This window comes from Streptomyces sp. NPDC004752 (assembly GCF_053601275.1).
Window position 1 is genome coordinate 40,900 of record NZ_JBSGBN010000024.1, and the last position, 21,598, is coordinate 62,497.

At 72.0% G+C, this 21,598-nt stretch carries 12 protein-coding genes and 1 tRNA gene; 5 read left to right on the top strand and 8 right to left on the bottom strand.

Annotation, left to right across the window (positions count from 1 at the left end):
• Nucleotides 1–238: 238 nt before the first annotated feature.
• Complete coding sequence (locus tag ACWEKM_RS12920) at nt 239–4,558, bottom strand: nSTAND1 domain-containing NTPase (RefSeq protein WP_451621223.1); 4,320 nt, start codon at nt 4,556–4,558, stop codon at nt 239–241.
• A 723-nt stretch (nt 4,559–5,281) separates the two neighbouring features.
• On the opposite strand from ACWEKM_RS12920, the gene ACWEKM_RS12925 reads away from it, so the two are divergent.
• A complete protein-coding gene (locus ACWEKM_RS12925; protein ID WP_451621224.1) occupies nt 5,282–5,470 on the top strand; it encodes a ferredoxin in 189 nt (62 codons plus the stop codon).
• 92 nt (nt 5,471–5,562) lie between these two features.
• The gene (locus ACWEKM_RS12930) at nt 5,563–6,474 is read left to right on the top strand and encodes an FkbM family methyltransferase (protein WP_451621225.1); all 912 of its coding nucleotides are present in this window, start codon (nt 5,563–5,565) and stop codon (nt 6,472–6,474) included.
• A gap of 39 nt (nt 6,475–6,513) precedes the next feature.
• Here ACWEKM_RS12930 and ACWEKM_RS12935 read toward each other — a convergent pair whose 3' ends face one another.
• The 3 genes from ACWEKM_RS12935 to ACWEKM_RS12945 all read right to left on the bottom strand — a co-directional run bounded on the left by ACWEKM_RS12935 (nt 6,514) and on the right by ACWEKM_RS12945 (nt 8,833).
• Nucleotides 6,514–7,272, bottom strand: a complete 759-nt coding sequence (locus ACWEKM_RS12935; protein WP_451621226.1) for a glycosyltransferase family 2 protein — start codon at nt 7,270–7,272, stop codon at nt 6,514–6,516.
• A gap of 7 nt (nt 7,273–7,279) precedes the next feature.
• Complete coding sequence (locus ACWEKM_RS12940; protein WP_451621227.1) at nt 7,280–8,068, bottom strand: GntR family transcriptional regulator; 789 nt, start codon at nt 8,066–8,068, stop codon at nt 7,280–7,282.
• Between the two features lie 426 nt (nt 8,069–8,494).
• On the bottom strand, nt 8,495–8,833 hold the full coding sequence (locus tag ACWEKM_RS12945) for a DUF6344 domain-containing protein (protein WP_451621228.1): 339 nt from the start codon (nt 8,831–8,833) through the stop codon (nt 8,495–8,497).
• A 347-nt stretch (nt 8,834–9,180) separates the two neighbouring features.
• Here ACWEKM_RS12945 and ACWEKM_RS12950 point away from each other — a divergent pair, with 347 nt between their 5' ends.
• A complete protein-coding gene (locus tag ACWEKM_RS12950) occupies nt 9,181–9,309 on the top strand; it encodes a DLW-39 family protein (RefSeq protein WP_003999697.1) in 129 nt (42 codons plus the stop codon).
• Nucleotides 9,310–9,716: 407 nt separating this feature from the next.
• Nucleotides 9,717–11,225, top strand: a complete 1,509-nt coding sequence (locus tag ACWEKM_RS12955) for a hypothetical protein (RefSeq protein ID WP_451621229.1) — start codon at nt 9,717–9,719, stop codon at nt 11,223–11,225.
• On the opposite strand, the gene ACWEKM_RS12960 is transcribed toward ACWEKM_RS12955, so the two are convergent.
• Entirely contained in the window at nt 11,189–13,171 is a 1,983-nt protein-coding gene (locus ACWEKM_RS12960) for a protein kinase domain-containing protein (protein WP_451621230.1), read from the bottom strand. The genes ACWEKM_RS12955 and ACWEKM_RS12960 overlap by 37 nt on opposite strands.
• A 147-nt stretch (nt 13,172–13,318) precedes the next feature.
• Nucleotides 13,319–13,867, bottom strand: a complete 549-nt coding sequence (locus ACWEKM_RS12965; RefSeq protein WP_451621231.1) for a helix-turn-helix domain-containing protein — start codon at nt 13,865–13,867, stop codon at nt 13,319–13,321.
• Nucleotides 13,868–14,049: 182 nt separating this feature from the next.
• On the opposite strand from ACWEKM_RS12965, the gene ACWEKM_RS12970 reads away from it, so the two are divergent.
• Nucleotides 14,050–14,122: transfer RNA gene (locus ACWEKM_RS12970), tRNA-Ala, on the top strand.
• Between the two features lie 304 nt (nt 14,123–14,426).
• Here ACWEKM_RS12970 and ACWEKM_RS12975 read toward each other — a convergent pair.
• Together ACWEKM_RS12975 and ACWEKM_RS12980 are read right to left on the bottom strand one after the other, a co-directional pair.
• Complete coding sequence (locus tag ACWEKM_RS12975) at nt 14,427–17,987, bottom strand: protein kinase domain-containing protein (protein ID WP_451621232.1); 3,561 nt, start codon at nt 17,985–17,987, stop codon at nt 14,427–14,429.
• Nucleotides 17,988–18,004: 17 nt separating this feature from the next.
• Nucleotides 18,005–21,511, bottom strand: a complete 3,507-nt coding sequence (locus ACWEKM_RS12980; RefSeq protein WP_451621233.1) for a WD40 repeat domain-containing serine/threonine protein kinase — start codon at nt 21,509–21,511, stop codon at nt 18,005–18,007.
• Nucleotides 21,512–21,598: the final 87 nt, after the last annotated feature.

Consider the following 21,598-nt stretch of genomic DNA (forward strand, 5'->3'; position numbering starts at 1 on the left):
TTCGATCTGCCGGCCGTATGTGTTGTCGGTCTGTGTCGGCTGCGGGGAGGGCGGCGGCTTTTGGGACATGGAAACGCTCGACCGCTGGCGACGGGGGATGCACCAGCGATCGAGCTATGGCCAAGGGTAACAAGGCCGGTCGGGCGGTGGGGGCCAACTGCTCTGCGACAGACGGGAGTTGTGACCTGGATCACGGGTGGCCGGGTGGGCCGGGGCGGTCGGCCGGGGTGCGTGGTCGTCAGCGTCCGCAGGGCGGGTCGTACGAGAGCCGGGGCAGGTACTCGTGCCACTTCTCCGGTGTCAGCACGCCCCGGGTGGTCGCGCAGATGTGGTGGATGGCCTGGTCGACGTCCAGGTTCCACAGCCGTATGGTGTCGGCGCCGCTCGACACCCCGAGCATGCGGCTGTTGGGGCTGAACGCCAGGAAGTTGCCGGTCTTGGCGTTGGGGCTCAGCGACTGGCCGATCGGGGACGCCTTGGACGGGTGGGTGACGTCCCACAGTCGTACGGTGTTGTCGTTGCCGCCGCTGGCCAGGGTGCGGCCGTCCTGGCTGAACGTCAGCGAGACGACCGCCTCGGTGTGGCCGGCGAGGGGCGAGTCCAGCCCGGTGGTCCCGGCCGGGGCGTCGATGTCCCACAGCCGTACCGTGTCGTCGTCGCTGCCGCTGGCCAGGGTCTGGCCGTCCGGGCTGTAGGCGAGGGTGTTGACGGGGCCGAGGTGCCCCGTGAGCGGGCTGCCGATGAGGGTGGCGCGGCGCGGGTCGGCCACGTTCCACAGCCGGAGGGTGCCGTCCGCGCTGCCGCTGGCGAGGGTGCGGCCGTCGGGAGCGAACACCAGGGAGTTGACGAAGCCCTTGTGGCCGGTGAGGGGGTGGCCGAGCGGCTCCGGGTCGGTCGGGTCGCTGACGTCCCACAGCTGGATGGTGCGGTCGTCGTAGGCGGTGGCCAGGGTGCGCCCGTCCGGCGCGAAGGCCAGGGAGTTGGGGCCTGCGAAGCGCGTCCGCAGCGTGAGCGGCACGCCGTAGGGGGCGGGCCGGTACGGGTCGGAGACGTTCCACAGTTGCAGCGAACGGTTTCCCATCCGCACCGCGAGGACCCTGCCGTCGGAGGAGAACGCCAGCTTCCGTACGTCACCGTCGCCCGGCATGAAGAGCTCGGACAACAGCGTGGGCCTGCCGGGGTCGGTGATGTTCCACAGCCGGACCTTTCCGTCCCGTGCGGCGGCGGCGAGCACATGCCCGTCCGGCCGGAACGCGCCGATGCGGCCGATCATGTCCGAGGTCGGGATCGTCCACAGCCGGACCTTGCTGTCGCCGCTGCCGGTGGCGAGGGTCCGGCCGTCGGGGCTGAAACCCAGCGCGTACATCTCGCCGCTGCCGCCGGACAGGGGCTCGCCGACCTGGGACGGGTAGGCCGGGTCGCTGACGTTCCACAGGGACGCGGTGCTGTCCGCGCTGGCCGCGGCGAGCATGGTGCCGTCCGGGCTGAAGGCCACCGACCAGACGGGACCGGTGTGGCCGGTCAGCGGGGTGCCTAGCGGTGCCGCGAGGCGCGGGTCGGACACGTCCCAGAGCCGTACGGTGTCGTCCGCGGCGCCGCTGGCGAGGGTGCGCCCGTCCGGGCTGAACGCCACGGAGTGCACCGTCGTGGTGTGCCCGGTCAGCGGGGTGCCGAGCAGTGCCGCGCGGCGCGGATCGGTCATGTCCCACAGCCTGATCGAGCCGTCGTCCGCGCCCGCCGCCAGCGTCCGTCCGCTGGGGCTGAAGGCCAGGGAACGGACGGCGTCGGTGTGTCCCGTCAGGGTGCCGAGTGGCTTCGGCCGGGCCGGATCGCGTACGTCCCACAGCCGTACGACGTGGTGGTCGGTGGCCGCGGCCAGCGTGTGTCCGTCCGGGCTGAAGGCGAGCAGATAGACGGTGCCGTCGTGGCCGCTCAGCGGTGTGCCGAGCGACTGGGGCCGGCGGGGGGAGGTGACGTTCCACAGGCGGACGGTGCCGTCGTCCGAGGCACTGGCGAGGGTGCGGCCGTCGGGGCTGAAGACGGCGCTGCTCACCCAGCTGGAGTGACCGGTGAGGGGTTTGCCGAGCGGCTTGGGGCGCGTCGGGTCCGTCACGTCCCACAGCCGTACGGTCCGGTCGTAGCTGGCGGTCGCCAGAACCTTGCCGTTCGGGCTGAACGAGGTGAGGTAGACGGCGCCGGTGTGGCCGAGGAGCGGCGTGGCCAGTGGGGCGTTCACGATCGAGATCAGCCGGTTGCCGGCGCCCTCGTCGTCCGGCCGCAGATGGTGCGCCACGAGATCGAGCTGCGCGGACAGCGACGGATCCGTGTACTGGACGCGATCCGCCTCGGCGATCACCTGCTCGAACACCGCGTCGTTCCGCTGCTGCCAGGCGATCATGGCCGAGCCGACGGCCAGGATCGCGAGGATCACCAGGGCCGACACCGCGCCCCGGCTGATCCGGACCGTGCGCTTGCGCAGCCTGACCGAGGCGGCCAGGAACTCCGCGGCGCTCCGGGTCAGGGAGGTGTCACCGGCGGACGCCGCCCAGGCGCGGGCCTGCTCCAGTCGGGACCCCCGGTAGAGCAGCGACGCGTCGCGGTTCGAGCCCTCCCAGGCCCGGCCGTCCTCCTCCAGGCGCTGCCGCAGCAGGTTGCCCTGCCGGTCCTCGTCGATCCAGTCGCGCAGCCGGGGCCAGGCGTGGAGCAGCGCCTCATGGGTGATCTCGACGGTGTCCGCGTCGAGCGTCACCAGCCGGGCGCGGACGAGGGCTTCGAGTGACTCCTCCGTACCGTCCGGGTCCGTCGACTCCTCCGCCAGCTGGCGCCGCGTACCCCGCCTGCGGGTGGCCTGGGTGTCCTCGCCCAGCCGGACCAGCCTGAGCAGCAGCAGCCGTGTCGCCGTGCGCGCCTCCGGGTCGAGGCTGGACCAGGCGCGCTCGGCGGTCGCCGCCACCGCGCCCTGGATGCCGCCCGCCGCGCGGTAGCCGGCCAGCGTGAGCCTGCCCCCCTTGCGTCGCTGCCAGGTGGCGAGCAGCGCGTGGGAGAGCAGCGGGAGCACGCCCGCGTCGTGCGCGCCGCGCGGGCCGTCCGCGCTGACCTCGCGGAGGATCAGCTCGGCCAGGCCCGGTTCGAGTTCCAGGCCGACCGCCTTGGCCGGTCCGGTCACGGCCTCGCGCAGTTCGGCGGCGGTCAGCGGGCCGAGCACCATGTGCCGGTGCTGGAGCGCGTCGGCCAGTTCGGGATAGCCGAGGCACTGCTCGTAGAAGTCGGCCCGTATGCCGAGGACGACCAGTACGGGGGCCGGGGTGGCCGCCGTGGTGGCCGGGCCGGCGGGCGCGCAGGCGGCGTGCAGGATCCGGATGAAGGCGCGCCGGTCCGCCTCGTCGGCGCAGAGGGTGAACGCCTCCTCGAACTGGTCCACGACGATCACCGGGCGGGCGGCGCCGGGCGCCTCGCGCCGCGCCCAGGCGGCGACGGCCTCGCCGACCGCCCGGATGTACCGGGGGTCTCCGGGGTCCGCCGGTGTTGGTTCGGTGGGGGCCGGGTCGGCGGGGGTCGGCTTGGTGGGGTCCGGTTCCGCGGGAGTTGGCTCCGCGGCGGCCGATTTTGCGGGGGCCGATTTTGCGGGGGCCGGGACGAGTGGGGCCAGCTCGGGGATTCGGCGGGTCAGTTCCGCGAGGGGATCGTTTCCCGGGACGAGTTGGAGCACCACTCGCTGGGGCGGGTCGTCCGCGCGTGGTCGGTCTTCGCCCGGCGGTTGGAAGTCTCCGTCGCCTGGGGTGTGTTCCTCTGGGGTGCGTTCGCCTGCGGCGCGTCCGGCCGGGGGGCGTTCGTCTGCGGCGCGTTCGTCTGCGGCGCGTTCGTCTGGAGGGCCTCCGGCCGGGGTGCGTTCGCTCGGGGGGCGTCCGGCCGAGGTGCCTCGGCGCGCGGTGCCTCCGTCCGCGGTGCCGTCGCGCAGTGCCGGTACCAGGCCCGCGTTCAGGAGGGACGACTTCCCCGCCCCCGAGGCGCCCACGAGCATGACCAGGCCGCCGGTCCGCTCCGCCGCGCGGAGCTGGTCGACGAGGGCCTCCGTACTCCGCTCCCGACCGAAGAACCAGCGGGCGTCCTCCCGGCGGTAGGCGGCGAGCCCGCGGTACGGGCACACTCCGGGCACGGCCGGGGCCCCGCCCGAGGCGCCCTCCTCCTCGTCCGGGGACGCCGCCGGGCGGTCGCCGACCGGGTCGGCCACCGCGCGCTCCCACAGCCGCTGCCATTCGGTCAGGTCGTACAGGCCCGGGTAGACCGGAGCCGGTCGTGCGCGCCGGGCTTCGGGGACCAGCACATGCAGTACCGCGGCGAGGGCGCCGAATTGGGCGGGTACGTTCTTGGCCCGTCGCCAGTCACTGATGCGCTGGGCGGACACCCGGACGGGCCGTCCGCGCTCGTCGATCCGCTGCAACCGGACGACCGCCTCGGCGACGCGTTTGAGGGGAGGGTTGCCCGCTTCCTTGTACAGCAGCGCGAGACGTTCCGCGAAGGCTGTGCGCGCCCCTGAGTCGGAACTCAAGGTCTCCACCCCTAACTCCCCGCCTCTGGACGTCCGGACCGGAAAACTCACCCTATATAACTGACCTGCGGCGATACCTTCGGCCGGGCACCGGAACCTCGTGGTCGTGCGCCACAGATGGCAGGATCGCGACGCAGTGGCGGTTCGGTTACCCGCCGTCCGCTCGTCGTCCGGACAGGTCAGCATCCCAGAGCTTCGGAGAGTCGGCTCATGGCGCCGCATGTTCTCGGTCAGCTTCCGTCGGATTCAGGCAACGGCGGCGAAGGCCCGGACGTGTAGGCCCGAGGCCCGGACTCGAAAGCCCGGCGGACGTGCGTCGCGAGCCCCTACCGGTTCCGGCAGCCGTCGCGGTGAACTCCAGGCCGCTTTTTCCTTCGGTGCGCACCGATCACGTCGATGTGGTGCGGATCGATACCGCCCGCGGCGTCCGGCACTGGTCCCCACGTGGGGAGGGACCAGCGCCGGACGACGGGTGCCGTGCCGGACGACGGGTCCGGTGCCTGGCGGTGGGACCGCCTCTCTGTGACCGCGCTACGACCCTGTCGGTCTGACGGTACGTCAGTTGTGGTCGCCGTCAGCCCCCCCGATCCCCCATGCAGTACGGACCCTCGCAGGCCGTCCGTTCCGGGCGGTTCGCCGGGCCGTTCGCGGGGCAGTGACGTCGTGTGAGTCAGCTTCGCACCGGCCCGGCGAACCCGCTCGGGACGGGGCCCACCTGCGACTGGAGTGCGCATGACGGTCTCCATCGACCCCAACCTCTGTTACGGCTCCGGCGAATGCGCCCACCGGGTCCCGTCCGTCTTCGCTTTCGAGGACGGATACGGCATGGTGCGGCCCGGCCGTGAGCGCAGCGGGGACGAGGCGCTCGTCCAGGAGGCGGCCGAGCGGTGCCCTTCCCAGGCGATAACCGTCACCGAATGAGCGGTGCGGGCGGCGGTACGGGGGGTGTGGGCGCCGGTACGGGTACGGGCGATCAGCGGTGTAGGACCGTCGCCGCTCCGTTGTGCAGTGCCATGTCAGAGGTTCTGGTCACGCTCGGCCGCCGGTATGTGCGCGATGCCCCGGGCTCGTTGGGCAAGGCGTCCCTTGTCACCCGCTGGCTGAACCCGTATCTGCGGGACCATCCCCGCCGACGTGTTGTCGTGACTCGTTGCGGCGCGCGGTTCGCGGTGGACACCCAGGACCTCATCCAGCGGTACCTGTACCTGTTCGGGGTGTGGGAACCGCACCTGACGAGCTGGCTCCGGCGCCGGTTGAAGCCGGGGGACGGCTTCGTCGACGTCGGGGCGAACGTGGGGGTCTTCAGCGTCCTGGCGTCACGGCTGGTCGGTGACCGGGGGAGGGTCGTGGCGATCGAGGCATCGCCCGTGTTCCACCGTCGCCTGCTGCAACAGCGCGCGCTCAACGACTGCCGCAACATCCGGGCCGTCAACGCCGCGGTCTCCGACGCCCACAAGACCCTGACCTTCGTACTCGCCAGCTCCCGCAACATGGGGGCGAACAGCATCGTTCCGTACGACGGCCCCGCGGAGTCCACCTTCGAGATCGAGGCCCGCCCGCTGCCGGACCTGCTCGAACCGGCGGAGATCGCGACCGCCCGGGTGATCAAGATCGATGTCGAGGGCGCGGAAGGGGGCGTGGTCCGGGGTCTCGCGCCCCTGCTGGACAGGCTGCGGCCCGACGCGGAGATCAGCGTCGAGGTGACCCCCGAGCGCATGGCCCGGCTCGGGGACTCGGCCGACGAACTGCTCAGGACGATGGCCGACGCGGGCTTTCACGTCTATCGGCTGGCCAACGACTACGCGCCCGGGAGTTACCCGTCGGCACTGAGCGGTCCGTCGGGCGTGCCCGTTCGCTGGCGCGGGCCCGTCGAGGCCGAAAGCGATCTGATCTTCTCCCGGGTGGACGCGGAGACCTTGCCCTGACTCTGACCGGCCGGTCGGTCTCCGGAGGCGGGCGGTCGGTCAGTCTGTCAGCGGAGCGCGCCATTCGAACCGTGCCAGCGCCCGCGCCCGGGCCGCGACGACGGCCATCCGCGCGTCCCGCTCGGTCGGGTCGATGTGCGGGGCCTGGCCCGTGACCTGGCCCTCCCACTTGCGGTAGAGGAGCCCCACCTCCTGGGAGAACCAGCCGCGGCTCACGGAGTTCAGGGCCAGGAGCAGCCCGGTGTCCTCGGAAGCGGGCAGCGCCATCCAGCCGCCGAGCGCGACCAGGAGGTCATGCCGTACGCAGAGCGTCGCCGGGTGGACCTGGGCGCGGAAGCCGTTGCGTGCCCAGTACTCTGTCACGACGCCGCGTTCGATCGGCCCGGCGTCGGGGTCTGCGGGGAAGCCGACCGTGGAGCCGTCCGGCATGAGGTCCAGCACCCGTGAGGTCGCCCAGCCGATACCGGGGTTCCCTTCGAGGACGGCCAGGTCGCGGGCGAGGGCCCCCGGGGCGAGCTGGTCGTCGGCGTCCAGGACCTTGACGTACTCGCCGTGGGCGTGCGCGAGCGCCATCGTGCGGGCCACGCCGGGGCCGCCCGGGCGCCCCTGCCGAAAGGTCACCCGCTCGTCGTCGGGGACGTACGGACGGACGTCGTCCGTCTCCCCGTCCTCCTGGATCACCCAGTGCCAGGCCCAGCCGTCGGGCAGTTCCTGCGCGCACAGCGACTTGTACGCCTCCCCCAGGAACGGGGCCGAAGGCGCGTGAACCGCGGTGACGATGATGACGCGCCGGCGCACGGCGGCCTCACCACCTTTCCAGTGACGTGGTGAAGGACAGTTCCGTGCGGTCGCCGGGGAGTGTGACTTGGGTGATGTCCACGACGCGGCCCTCGATGTCGTACGAGGTCTTCCGCAGGAGGATCACCGACGTACCCGGCGGCAGCTCCAGTTCCTCGGCCTCCTCCGGCGTCGGCGGGCGGGCGGTGAAGCGCTCCTCGACCCGGTCCACCTCGATGCCCACGGTGTACAGCTGGTTCTGTGTGCCGCCCGGCCACGGCTCGTTGCCGTCGTCCAGGAGATCGGGGTTCGCGGCGATCATGTCGCGGACGAGCAAGGAGGTGACCAGGCTGAACGGGGCGGACTCGGCGGCGCAGCGCGTCCGGTAGGTGCGTTCGAGAAGAACGGTCCCCTCGGGGACGCCGAACGCGTCCGCGAGGTCCTGGGGCGCCTTGACCTCCCGGTATTTCGCGTGGAACACGAGATCCCGCAGCTCAAGACCGGTGTCGTGCTCGGTCGCTCCGGTCTGTGCCCGTTCGGCCTTTGGCTCGCGGGCCCGGCGCTTCTCCCACTGGTGCCGGGAGTTGTCGCGGACCGCCCGCGTGCGCGGGCGCCGGACGAAGGTGCCGCTGCCGTGCCGCTTGTCGATCAGACCTTCCTCGTTCAGAACCCGGAGGGCGTTCTGGATCGTCGGCAGGCTGCGCCTGTAGCGCCGCGCCAGATCCGTCTCCGACGGCAGGCGTTCGCCCGGCCGGCGCCCGCCCTCGCGGATGGACCGGCGGATGTCGTCCGCGATCACTTCGTACGCCTTGGGCACAGGAGTCACCTCACCACCAGGCTACGACTCCTGAAGAGGTCCTTATGACCTGGGGCCGGGCGGGGCCAGGCGGGGTCGGTCGGGGTCGGTCGGGTTCGGTCGGCGACAGCGGGCACACGAAGGCCCCCGGCCGGGGGGAGGCCGGGGGATTCGGCTGATGTGGAGCTGTACGCAAGTTCGCCATCAGGTGCTGCTGCATCACTGTGTCTCGGTGCTGCACGTCTGGTGTGCGTTGGTGTGCGCGTCCTTGGCGCCGCACGCCATGTGTGCTGCCGCTGTACCGCTGGGTGTCGGGTCCGGTCGGGTTCCGGCGGGTTCCGGCTGGTTCCGGCGGGTTCCGGTTGGGTTCGGCCGAGTCTGGCCGAGTCTGATCCGGGTCGGATCGAGTCTGGTCAGGTCCGTCGTCAGCGGTGGAGGGGCGTCGGGTCAGCAGGTGAGCGGTGCCGGGGTCGTCAGGTCCATCGGGGCGGTCGCTGCGGTGTCTTCGAGGGGGTGGTGGCGGCAACTCGGAGACTTGCCGTGGGCCTCGGCCCGGATCCGTTGCTTCATCGTGGGGGGCAGGGCCCTGGCTTCGGACCAGGACCAGGACCAGGACCAGTGGTGTGTCGCCGGCATCGGAGCGGGTGCGCTGCTCTTCTGCGGGATCTCGGTTCGCGGGGCGGCCGCGGCGGTGGTCGCGGAGGCGAGTCCGAGCGCCGCGAACAGCGCGAGGAAGGCGGTGACGATGACGGTCCACAGATTCATGACCTTGTTGCTCCGGGCCATGACCCCTCACTTTCGGGTTGGGCGATTTGCGTACTTTCCTCATGATGTGTAGGAGCGTCGCGAAGTGGTGGACTTCCGTACGTGGCGCGTCGATGTTCAGATGAACACCACTCGAATGGTGCAAAAGGGAGGGAAATCCCCCAAAGGCGGACCTCAAGTGGTGAAGGGGGAGCAAAGTCACCGTGTGTGGAGGTGCGATCACCCTCCGGTCGAGGCGCCGCAGACCGCGTCTAATGCGCTCTTGAGGGCGGGAGTTGGGGCCCGGCGCAGGTCACCGAACGGTATCGGTCGGTGTGTATAGTCGGGCGCCAGAGGTCCCCTACGTCAAGGAAAGACGAGGTCGCGCGGTGAAGAAGCTGCTCCTGGTCGCACTGGCCGCCATCGGCGGGCTCCTCGTGTACCGCCAGATCCAGGCGGATCGCGCCGAGCAGGATCTGTGGACGGAGGCGACTGACTCCGTGCCCACGGGTTCGTGAGTACAGACAACGGAAACCGATCAGGCCCCGACCGCTGCAGCGGTCGGGGTTTTGTGTTGCCAGGGCGCCGATGAGGGGGTAGGGCCGCGCGCGAGCGGGGGCGTCGCGAGCGGGGCGTTTCGGACGGCCGCGGGGATTGCCGGGATGACCCGGGCGCGCGCGGGGCAGGATGGGCCACGGTCCGGTACGGCGTGACGACAGGCGGTGTACGGCCGCGGGTGGTTACGGCCATCTTTGACGCAGGGCCGCAGCCGGTTGGGTCCAGACGCAACTGGGTCTGGACGAGCGGAACGCGGCTGCAGGCTGTATAGGGGCGGTTGGACGGTCTTCACCGTGGGTCGTCCGCCGACGCACCGCCGTGGGACGACGAGGGGTGGCACGGGATGGGGCGGCACACGGGGTGGCGTATGGCGTGGTGTGCGGGGTGGCGTATCGAGTGGCGTACGGCGTGGTGGTGGCCCGGGGCGAGTCGGCGGTGCCGTCGGCTGCCCGTCGCGGTCGCGGTCGTGGTCGCGGGGACGGTGGTGGTGCTGTGCGCCGTGGTGGTGCTGCCGGGCCCGTCGGCGGTGGCCGTGGGCTCGGAGGCCGGAGCCGTGGGGTCGGCAGCTGGAGCCGTGGGCTCGGCGGCCGGGGTCTTTGACGGGTACGCGTTCGCGGAAGGGGCCCGGAGCGTCGCCGGAGCGGCGGGCACCGCGGACGCGGCGAGGCTGAGGCCGGGCGAGACGTACCGGAGTTCCCTCCCGCGGAGCGGCACGTTCTACTACCGCCTGGAACTCCAGGCGTCGACGACCGCCTACGTTCCCGTGACCGCGGTACCCCCCGCCGGTGCCACCGTCTCCGCCAGCGACGGCATCAGGGTGTCGGTGCAGGACGCCAACGGTGGCTCCTGCTCCTTCGCATCCGCGCGGTTCGGGACCGGACTGAGCCCGCGGCCGGTCACGGCACTGGGGATGCGCGAGGTGGGCAATGCGCTGTGCCAGGGAGCGGGCACGTACTACGTGCTGGTCGAGCGCCTCGAAGCGTCCGGCTCGGGTGGAGTGTCCGGTTCGGGTGGTGCGTCCGCTTCGGGTGGCGGGTCTGGGCCGGGTGGCGGGTCCGCGGCGGATGCGGCGGGTGCCTGGGACCTGGAGCTGGCACCGGTCACCGAGCCGCACCTGGAGCGGGCCGGGGCCACGAACGCGCCCGAGGTCTGGGACTCCGCCTCGCCCGAGGCCGTCACCGACGAGCCCCGGCGCCGCACCGGCGGAGCGGGCTTCGCCACGGCACGTGCGCTGGGACAAGGGGTCTGGCAGACGGACATGAATCCCGGGCAGACCTTCTTCTACAAGGTGCCGGTCGACTGGGGCCAGCAGGTCCACGCCACCGCCGAACTGGGCAGTTCGAGCGGGGTCGGCGGCTATGTCGGCGGCGCCCTCGACCTGGCGCTGCACAACCCCGTCCGCGGTTACGTCGACGACGCGGCCCTCAGCTACAACGGCAGCCAGAAGGCGGCCGCCCTGGACCCCCTGCCGCCCGTCGAGTACCGCAATCGGTACTCCGTGCGCGAGGGGGTACGCACCATGCGCTTCGCCGGCTCGTACTACCTCGTCGTGCACCTCAGCGAGGGGATGGCCGACACGTTCGGTCGGGGGCCCTTCGGGGTGACGCTGCGGGTGCGTGTCACCGGGACCCCGCACGCCGCCCCCGGATACGCCGGGCAGTCCGAGCCGCGGAACGTGTTCGAGGTCACGGCCCAGGACCGGGAGGCGGCCGTGACCGGGCGGAGCGGCGGCGGGGATACCGCGATGCGGGTGCTGGCGGTGGGCGGCATCGGTGCGGGGAGCGCGCTGCTGCTGGTGCTCGGGGTGTGGACGGTGGCCGCCCGGCGGCGGGCCGGTGCTCAGCTGCGGGTCAGCGCCCAGAAACCCACGGCGTAGCAGGCCAGCGCGAGGAGCAGGATCGGTATCGCGGCCCTCGCCGGGGGGCCCGGGCGGCGGCCGCGGTGGGCGCGACGTGCGGCACGGCGGGGTGAAGACGGGGCCGACGGCGAAGTTTCCTGCGCGGGATAGGGAACCTGCGGGTTCTGGGCGGTGTACGAAGCAGTAGAGGCATCAACGCGCTGCGGCCGCATCGGAGGCAGCGCCTGAGCAGGGTTCCAGGGGGCCTGCGGGTGGGGGGAGGACAGGGCATGGGCGGGGTCGTAGGGGGAAGGGTGTCCGGGGGTGCGCGGGGTCGCGGTGGGGGGGTGTGGTGCGGGGTGGTGGTGGGGCTGGCGGGTGTGCTGTCGCCGGTGCGGGTTGTGCTGAGGCTGCTCGGTCCGCTCGGTCTGCCTGTGCTCAGTCTGCGTGTGCTCGGTCTGCTCGGCCTGGTGTGGGCGCGGGATGGGGCTCTGGGAGGTCGGTGTCCTGGACGTTTCCGTGCCGTGCGCCTGCGGCTGCGGCTGTGCCTGCTGCGGAGGCGGCAGATGGAAGCTCCCGGTGTCCGACATGGTGGACGGCTGCGAACCGGTGTCCTGATGTGGATCTACGGGCACGGCGCCTTCCGAAGCGCGAGCGGCAGCGGAAGTAGAGGCGGCAGGACCGGAATCGCCAGAACTGGGCTCTCCAGGAGCGGAGTTGGAGGGGAGGGAGAAGGGGTCGGCGGTGGGGGCCGGAGTGTCGGGGACGGAACCCATGTCGCCCGGTCCGGGGCGAGCGGAGACGTCGCCCGGTCCGGGATGAGCGGAGGCATGGGCCGGAAGCTGCGCGGGGAACCCGTTCGCAGGCGAAGAGACGTCCTGTGCGCCGGACGCGCCATCGAGCCCGGCAACGCCCGGCGGCGCGACCGACCCGGCCGCCGCAACCCCGGTCACCCACGCCCCGGAGACGCCGCCCGTCCCGGACACGCCGTCCGCCCCGGCCGCAGCGCCCATCCCGTACACGCCGCCCGTCCCGGCGGGCCCCGTTGGACCGGGTCGCGCCCCTGTATCCGCATCCGCCCGGGTGTCCACGCCCGAGGCCGGTTTGAAGGGGCCATCGGGGCCGAATCCCGGTGGGAGAGGGCCGAGTTGGTCGAAGATCTCGATCAACTCGTCGTCCGGGCCGGGTTCCGGCAGGAGTTCCGTGGCCGAGGCGAGCGCCTTGCGGGCCCCCGTGACCGTGCGGAAACGGGCCTCCGGATCCGGTTGCAGCAGCGTGGACACGACCTGCCAGAGCGGCTGGGGGACGCACTTGGGCGCGCCCGGAGTCCCGTGCTCGGCGAAGTACTGGACGAGGGCCTTCGTGTCGGGTTTGGCGCCCTCCAGCAGATACAGGGCGACCAGCCCCACGGCGAACAGGTCGGCGGGAAAGCCGGGTTCCGCGCCCAGCATCTGCTCGGGCGCGAGATAGCCCGGCGTTCCCACCACGAGGTTGGTCTCGGTCAGGCGCGGTTCGCCCAGCCGCATCGCGATGCCGAAGTCGGACAGACGCAGCCGTGGGCGGCCGATGCCGGTGGCCTCCAGCAGGATGTTGGCGGGCTTGATGTCACGGTGCACGACTCCTTCCTCGTGCACCGCGGCGAGCCCGGACAGGAGTTGATCGAGCAGCGTGCAGACGAACGAGGGCGGCAAGGGGCCGTAGTCGCCGACCAGATGGACCAGCGAACCGCCGGCGACGAGGTCCATGGTGAACAGGACCTTGTCGTCGTCGGCGGCCCAACTGGCCGGTGCGAGCACATGGGGGTGATCGATCCGCAGGGCCTGTTCTCGTACGAACCGCAGGAGCGAGTGGGCGTCGCGCTGTTGAAGCACCTTGGCGGCGACATAACGGCGGCGACGGTGGTCCCAGGCGCGCCAGACGGCGCCGACGCCTCCGCGTCCGATCGGGTCGGCCAGTTCGTACCGACCGGCGAAGACCTCACCCATGGCTGTCCGTCGCTCCTCCCCCTACGGCTATCGCCCTCCCCCTTGCTTCCCCCGAGATGAGTGATACGACCCCTTGTCGTGCCCCCAGGCGCTCCCCCTCGGCGTCGGCCCGTCCGGCGGACCCCCTCCGTTGGACGGGCCGGGGAGTCAGCTCTGGTGGGACTGGTAGTGCGCGACGGCGTCGGAGGTGCGGCCCGCGCCGTACACCCGGAGGAACTCTGCCAGTTCCGGATGGGTCGGGGCGAGGGTGTCGGCAGCCTCGATGATGTCCCCCGCGGCGGCCACCGAGCGCAGCAGCGACTGGATCTCGCGGACCACCCGCTTCACCGTCGGCGCGCCCGAACTGCTCGTCGTCTGCGTGGTGTTGCTGAGCACGGAGCCCCCCTGCGACTTCTTGATCTCGTCCATGCGCTCGGTCGCCTCGGCCGCGCTGACACTGCCGTCCGCGACCTGCGCCGCCAGGTTCTGCAGCAGCTGCACCCGCTGGACCACCGCGGGATTGCCGATCTTCGCCCGCTGGCCGCTCATCAACTGCGACAGCATGGGCGCGGACAGGCCCAGTACCGCGGCGAGACGGGCCTGATTGAGTCCGAGATCTTCTATGAGTTTACGGAAGAGCGCCCCCAACGGCTCCCCGTACCAGTTCCGCTGCAGCTCCCGCGCTCTTGCGGTGGCTTCCTGCTGTGCGGCGTCCATTGCGCGTCTCCCCATCGCTTCCCCAAGAACGTGGTTCGCTGTCGCGAACCACGCCGAGCATCTTACGGAGCGTGGTCGTTTCGAGGGACCCCCAGCTTTTTTGCGAGATCCCCGGGGGGACCCGGTACTCTGGTCTGCGGCGCCCACCCAAGTGCGATACTCAGGGCGGTCGCCACCCGCAAGGGGCCTTAGCTCAGTTGGTAGAGCGCTGTCTTTGCATGGCAGATGTCAGGGGTTCGACTCCCCTAGGCTCCACGCTGAATGACCCCTCTGACCTGTGGAAACGTGGTTGGGGGGTCTTTTTTGTTCCGGTTTCCGTGCTGACGTGTCAGTACGGCGGTGCTGACAAACGCTTGCGGAGGCCCGTGCGCGCAGGGCTTCGGGGTGGCGCCGAGGAACTCGGTCCCGACCGGCTCAAGCCCGGTTGTGGTGCGTACCCAGTCGGCCTGCGGTACGCCGAGGGCGTTCCCTTCGCCACGGCTCACGCCATGGAGGCGGTGGCGGTGTCTCGGTGCCGTCGCACGTCAGGGTCCCGGGCCCGCACGTTCTGGGACGGGAATCAGGGAGCCGAGCCATGTGGATCGCCGGGCAAGTGGTTTCTGTCGGATGATCGTTCGCGGTTTTCCAGTTCCCAGTCCAGCTCCCACAGCCGCGTCGTCGCGTCCCAGCCCCAGGACAGGAGCCGGTGTGCGTTCCCGGTGGGTGCCAGTCCGCCGACCCCGCCGGCGTGCGCCTCCAGGACGCGTACCGTCCAGCCGGTGCCCACGTCCCACACCACCAGCGTCTCGTCCTCTCCGCTGGTGACCGCGAAGCGGCCGTCCGCTGTGAAGCGGATCAGCGTCGGCCTGTGCATGTGCTTCCCGCTGTCGTAGGTGAACTGCCGGACCCGCTCGCCCGTGGCGACGTTCCACAGCCGGATCACCGCTTCGCCGACCCCGCCGGCCGTCAGCAGCCAGCGCTCGTCGGGGCTCAGGCAGAGCGACTGCACACGAAAGAGATGCGCCTTGAAGCGCCGCAGGCAGTGGCCGGTCGCCAGTTCCGTCAGGCGCACATAGCCGTCCCCGCCCGCGGAGGTGGCGGCCAGACGGCCGCCAGGGGCGGCCCATACCCTGGTGGCGAAGGCACCGCTGCCCCGGACCTTCTCTGGTTCTTCTTCTCGTTCTTCCGCGACCGACCAGCGCAGCGCAGCCGTCTCCAGGTCCCACAACTGCACGCTGTTGTCGCCTCTGCCGACCAGCGCGAGTGAGTCATCGCCCGTGAAGCGGACGGTCCGTGCCATGGTGTCGTCGCCGAGGATCGCGCGCAGGCAGGCGCCCGTCTCGGTGGACCAGAGCCGGATCGCGCCGTCCGACGCGGACAGCAGCCGCCGGCCGTCACGGCTCAGGCACACCCCCAGCACGGGGTGGGTCTTCTTCTCGGGGGCCGGGCGGTGACGCTCGGGAAGTCGCAGCTCGCGCAGCAGGTCGCCCGTTCCGGCATCCCACACCTTGAGTTCCCCGTAATAGCCGCCTGTGACGGCGATCCGGCCGTCATAGGAGATGTCACCGGAGAACACAGGTCCGCAGTCGAGCGGCTTCGCCGGCCACGCCGCGCGCAGCCCGGTACGGGGTACGGCGTCGGCCAGCCGCCGCCAGGCCGCCAGCACCCGCGGCTCCCGCTCGTGGCCGGGGGTCGCGCGTACCGCGGCGAGCAGGACCAGCGCGGCCAGGTGACGGCCTGCGCGGAGAGCGTGTTCGGCCGAGTCCACCAGAGCGTCCACCTCGGTAGCCAGCCGGGCGATTTCCGTCTGCGGGCGGGGGCGGCTGAAGCTGGGCGGGGCGGTGTGACCGGCGGGCATGCGCCAGTGGTAGGCACGGCCGTCCTCGCCCATGGAGATCCCGGTCCGGGCGTCCCCGGCGATCAGGACGTCGGTCACCTGCGGTAGCGGCGCCCACCCCCAGCCCATCCGTTGCGGCTCGTCGGGATCCGTGAAGGTACGTAGGCAGCGGCCGGTTGCCAGGTCCCACAGGCGCACCGTCCGGTCGGTCGCGCCGGACATCAGATACCGGGCATCCGCGTCGAACGACACCGCGGACACGCCGTACTTGTGTCCGGCGAGTGTGCGGACGACACCGGAGGTCAGGTCTACGAGACGGATCGGGCCCCGCGTGGTACCGATCGCGGCCAGAGTGCCGTCGCGGCTCAGGCCCAGCACCGTCGAGTAGTCCTTCTCGGGCATCCCGATGAGGTGCATCTGCCTGCGGGCCAGGTCATGGTCGGCGACGCCCCCGGGGCGGGCGAGCACGGCCCGGCTGCCGTCGGGGCTGAAGGCGATCGCGGCGCCGTCGGCCTTGTCGGTGAGAACCCTGCGGGTGCCCTCAACCAGGTCCCAGAGCACCACGATCCCGTCCCGGGCCCACAGCAGTTGTCGGCCGTCCGGGCCGAGCCGCACCGCGCAGCGGGACCAGAAGTCCCATCCGGTGCCGGTCCCGTACGGTGCGTCGAAGACATGCGTGCAGCGGCCGGACGCCAGGTCCCACACCCGTATCGCGGCGTCTTCGGCCGCGGAGGCGCCAAGGCGTCCGTCCGGTGTGATGTCCACGGCACGTACCCGCCCGCGGCGCTCGGGAGACAGGCGCTGGTACTCCTCGCTGTGCAGGTCGAACAGCACGGCCCCGAGGGCGCGGTCGCCGGTGAGCGCCACCGGCGCCGCGGTGGCGAGCCGGGCGCACGGCTTCTCGCCACCCCAGAGGGCAGAGGGCTTGAGGACCGGTTCCTTCTCGATGTAGCAGGCGTCGGTGATGTCCCCCGAGTCGAGGGCGCGCACGGCGGCCAGCACCTCCGGCTCGCGCGGGGCCTCACGCCGCACCCGCTCCAACAGCCGCGCCGCGGCGGTGAGGTCGCCACGCTCCAGGTGGACCTGGGCGAGCAGGAGCCGGGCCTGCCAGGTGTCCCCGTCGGCAACCCGGGCCGACTCCAGCTCGGTGACCAGGGCGACATCGGTGACCTCGCCGCGGCGCCAGCGCAGCAGGCCGGCGTTGTAGGTGGCCGCCAGATGCTGAGGGTCGGCGGCCAGGGCGGCCCGGAAGGACTCGGCGGCGCCGTCCGGGTCGCCGAGGTCGAGCAGGGAGAGCGCGTGGTTGTTGTGCTCCGCTGCCTTCAGATCGGCGGGGCGGGGCTCGGGGCGCGGGTAGGGGCGGCCGAGCAACCGGCCGTGCAGGGCGGTGAGTTCGGCGGCGACCGCGGTCATGGAGGACGGACGGTCGGCGGGGTCGTGCCGCAGACAGCGCGTGAGCACGCGGGCCAGGGTCGGGGGCAGGGCAGGCAGCCCCTCCTCGTCCGGTCCCTCGGCCAGGTACGCGTCGAGCGCCGCGCCCGCGGCGGGGCCGGTCATCCACCGCACCCCGCCCGTGAACATCTCCAGCACCGAGACCGCGAAGCTGTACAGATCGCTGCGCCGGCCGACGCGCCCGCCCGCCGCCTGCTCGGGGGAGGCGTACGGCAGGGTCATGCCGCCTGCGCCGCCGTCACGGGCCGCCGTTGCCGGGGCGGTGGGCAAGGTCCGGGTCCGGGCCACGGCCAGCCCGAAGTCGGTGATCTTCGCCGTGCCGTCGTCGTCCAGCAGCACGTTCGCCGGTTTGACGTCCTGGTGCACCACGCCGCGCGCGTGCGCGTGCTCAAGACCCCACGCGACCTGCACGGCCAGATCGAGGACGCGGGCGAGAACGGCCTCGGCGCCGCCCGCGTACAGTGTCCGGTCGGTGATCCGCTGGGCGAGGTTGTTGCCGGGCACGTACTCGGTGAAGATCCGGGGGATGCCGCCGAGGGTGCGGACGTAGTGGCAGCCGCACACGTGCGGGTGGAGGCCGAGCGACACCCAGGTCTGGGCTTCCGCGGTGAGGCGTTCCCGCCAGGCCGGGCGGTTGCCCAGGACGGCCGGGAGCGGGCTCTTCACGGCGAGGTCCGTACCCCAGGCGAGGTGCCGTACCCGGTGGACCACGCCCATGCCGCCCCGGCCGAGCACACCGAGGACCTCGTAGCGGCCGTCGATGACCGCGCCGGCGGTCCAGGTCTCGGACCCGGCCGGTGCCGCGGTCGGGGCAACGGGAATGTCCGGCCGGGTGTACGCCGTCCCGCTCACCGCCGCCTCCGTCCCGCTCACCGCAAACCCCCGTCCGCTACCGCAAGTTCCCAGTCCAGCTCCCACAACCGCAAGGTTCCGTCGGCACCTCCGGAGAGCACGTACCGGCCGTCGGGCGTGAGTGCCAGGGCGCGCACTTCCCCCTCGTGGCCGTTGAACACGTGCACGCATGCGCCACTGTCCGCGTCCCAGACCCGCACCGAACCGTCCACGCCACCGGAGACGGCGAACCGGCCGTCCCCGGTCAGCCGGCCCACCCTCGACCCATCCGACCGCTCCGATGCATCCGACCGCTCCGACCGCTCCGACCGATCACCGAAGACGCGCAGGCGGGCACCGGTGGTTGCGTCCCACAGGACCATGCCGGCGTTGTGCCGCCCGCAGGACAGCACCCGGCCGCCGTCGGCGCTCAGCGACAGTGACGCGGGCACACCGGGATGTTCGTCGAGCAGGCGCAGACACCTGCCCCCGTCCACATCCCACAACCGCACCTGACCGCCGCTGTCGGCGGACACCGCCCGCCGCCCGTCCCGGCTGAGCGCGACCGCGGTCAGCCGCGTCTCGTTGCGGGCGAGGTGCCGCAGACACCGCCCGGTCCCCAGGTTGTACAGCTGCAGCATGTGGTCGGCGTTCACCAGGACCGCGCGGCGGCCGTCAGGGCTGAAGGCGGCCGGCTCGGCGGAAGGACCGGTGCGGACGTTCCGCACCCGGGTCAGCTCGACGAAGTCCGCCGACCAGACCACCAGACCGTCGCTGCCGTACGCCATGACGCGGGTGCCGGTGTCGCTGATCGCGAGCGCGGAGAACGAGTCGCGGTGTCTGGTCAACCGGCACTGCCCCGTGGCCACGTCCCAGGTCCGCACGATCGTCTTCGTCAGCCCACCGTCACCGAGGCAGAACACCTTGCGACCGCCCGAGTCGATCGCCACCGTGTCGACGGCGCCGGCGTACCCGATCCGAAACGTCCGCACTGGTCGTGCCGTCCGCAGACCGGCGAACACCTCGCGCGTTACCGGCGGCTGCACCGCGGGCGGAACCCATCGGCCCCGTTCGTCGCCGGGCGGATGCCGGTCCTGCACCGGCGGACCGTCACGGTGCCGGCGGCCGTCCGCCGGCGCCTGCCCCGCCGCGGTCACCGGCGCCTGCGCCCTGGCGTCCGGCTCGCGGTGCCACGGCCGGCTCGGCTGGGGCGGCGCGGTGTACGACCCCGGGCTGCCGCACAGCCACCACCGGGCGGTGTTGTCATGGGCGAGGGACAGCCCGGTGTCGCCCGAGGGCCCGATGAGCACGGCGGCCACTCGCTGCCGGTGCCCGGTGAACGTGCGCAGGCAACGGCCCTGATGGACATCCCAGAGCCGCACGGCGCCGTCCGCACCGGCAGACAGGGCCAGACGGGCGTCGGCGCTCAGCGACAGCGCGGTCGGTTCACCGGAGCCGGTGACGAAACGACTGAGGCAGCGGCCGCTGCCCAGGTCCCACAGGTGCAGCAGCCTGTGGCCGGCGACGAGCGCATAACCGCCGTCGGCGCTCAGCGACACAGCGACGACGCCGTCGCCTCCGCCTTGCAGAACGAGACGGCGGCGGCCGGAGTCCAGGTTCCACAGTTCCACATACTCGGAGTCGACATAGGGGGTGACGTCCCACCAGGAATGCGCCGCACGGCGCTCCCTGACCCTCGGCAGGGCGAGCGCCCAGCGGCCGTCGTCGCTCGCCGTGATCCACCGTCTGTCGGCCTCCGGCCAACGGGTCTTGCGGAAACCGAGTTTCAGCCGGTCCCGTGGCTCCGGCTCGCCCGTGCGCCACCGTTGCACCTCACCCGCGACTGCCACGACGAACTCCTGGTCGTGCGCGTCCAGCCGGACGAACCCCACCTCTCCACCCGCCCGCCAACCCGGCAGGGCATGCTCGTACAAGCAGTCGCCGGCCGCCGTTTCGTGGCACCGCAGCCGGCCGTCCCCGTGCGCCGACACCACGGCCCGGCCGTCGCTCGTGATCGCGACGGCCTCGGGTGTCGTGTCGGTGAGAGTGAGCCGATGGCGGCCGTGACGCAGGTCCCACAGGTGCGTGGTGCCCGCGCTGTCGCCCGTCAGCGCCCATCTGCCGTCGATGGTCAGCCGCGTCGGGGGATCGAGCGGATCCCATCGACCCGTGTGCCAGGACACCTCGCGGGTTCCGGCGCAGCGCCCGGTCGGCACCCGGCCCGAGCGCAGCGTCTCGGCTAGGGCACGCACCTCGGGCTCGTCGGAATGTTCACGGACGAGGGCGTCCGACAAGGAACCGGCTGCCTCTGTGTCGCCGCGCTCCAAGTGCACCTCGGCGAGCATCAGCCGGATCGGCCAGTCGTCCCCGGAGCGCTCGCGGGCAGCGTCGAGGCGGGTGAGGAGTTCCACGTCCGTGACGGGGCGCGGTGCGTCGTACACGTACACGCCTTTGTCAGGGGCGCCTCTGCGCCACGCCAACAGACCGGCGTTGTAGACGGCCTGCTGATGCTGCGGGTCGGCCGTCAGGGCCGCCGCGAATGCGCGTTCCGCCTCCTTCTCACGGTCGAGTTCGAGGAACGACACACCGCGGTTGTTGAGGTCGTCGGCGCGGAGCTCGGCGCTGTCGGGCACCGGGCGCTGATAGTCCGCGCCGGTCAGCTTCCGGTGAATGCCGGTGAGTTCGGCGGCCAGCTCCGTCATCGAGCCCGGCCTGCGCAGGGCGTTGCGGTCCAGACACCGGGCCAGCAGCGCGGCCAGCGCACGGGGCATCCGCGGCAGCCCGTCGCCGCCGGATCCGGCCTCCTCCAGGTAGGCGTCCAACGCCGCGCCCGCGACCGGCCCGGCCATCCAGGTCACTCCGCCGGTGAACATCTCCAGCACCGATACGGCCAGGCTGTACACATCCCCACGACGGCCGACCGCCCACCCCACCGGCGAGCCGCCGGCCTGCTCCGGGGAGGCATACGCCGGGGTCATGCCGCCCGCACTGGGGGTGGTGGTGCTGGCCGCGGCGAGACCGAAGTCGGTGACCTTCGCGATGCCGTCAGGGCCGAGCAGGACGTTGGCCGGCTTGATGTCACGGTGCACGATGCCCTCGCGGTGGGCGTGCTCCAGGCCCCGGGCCGTCTGGATCGCGAAGTCCAGGATCCGCGCGAGGACGGTGGGTTCGTCCCCCTCGTAGAGCCGCCCGTCGTCGATCCACTCCCGGAGGCTGCCACCTGGCACATACTCCGCGAAGACGTAGGGAATGCCGCCGAGGACGCGCACATGGTGACAGCCGCACACGTTCGGATGACGGACCAGGGACACCCAGGTCTCGGCCTCCACGACGAACCGCTCACGATCGGCGACAGACGCCAGCAACCCCGGCCGTGGGCACTTCATCGCGAGGTCAGTGCCCCAGCGCAGGTGCCGCACCCGGTACACCAGGCCCATCGCCCCCTGGTCGTGGACCCTCAGCACCTCGTACCGGCCGTCTACGACATCCCCGACCCGCCAGCTTCCCGAGCCACCGCTTCCCGTGACGCCCGCCTCCGCCGCCATCGGCATTCCCAGCCCCCGTCACCCAGATCGCCCGGCTTGCTGGAACGCCATGCGCTCCAGCCGCTCCTCCGGCTCAGCGAACGACAC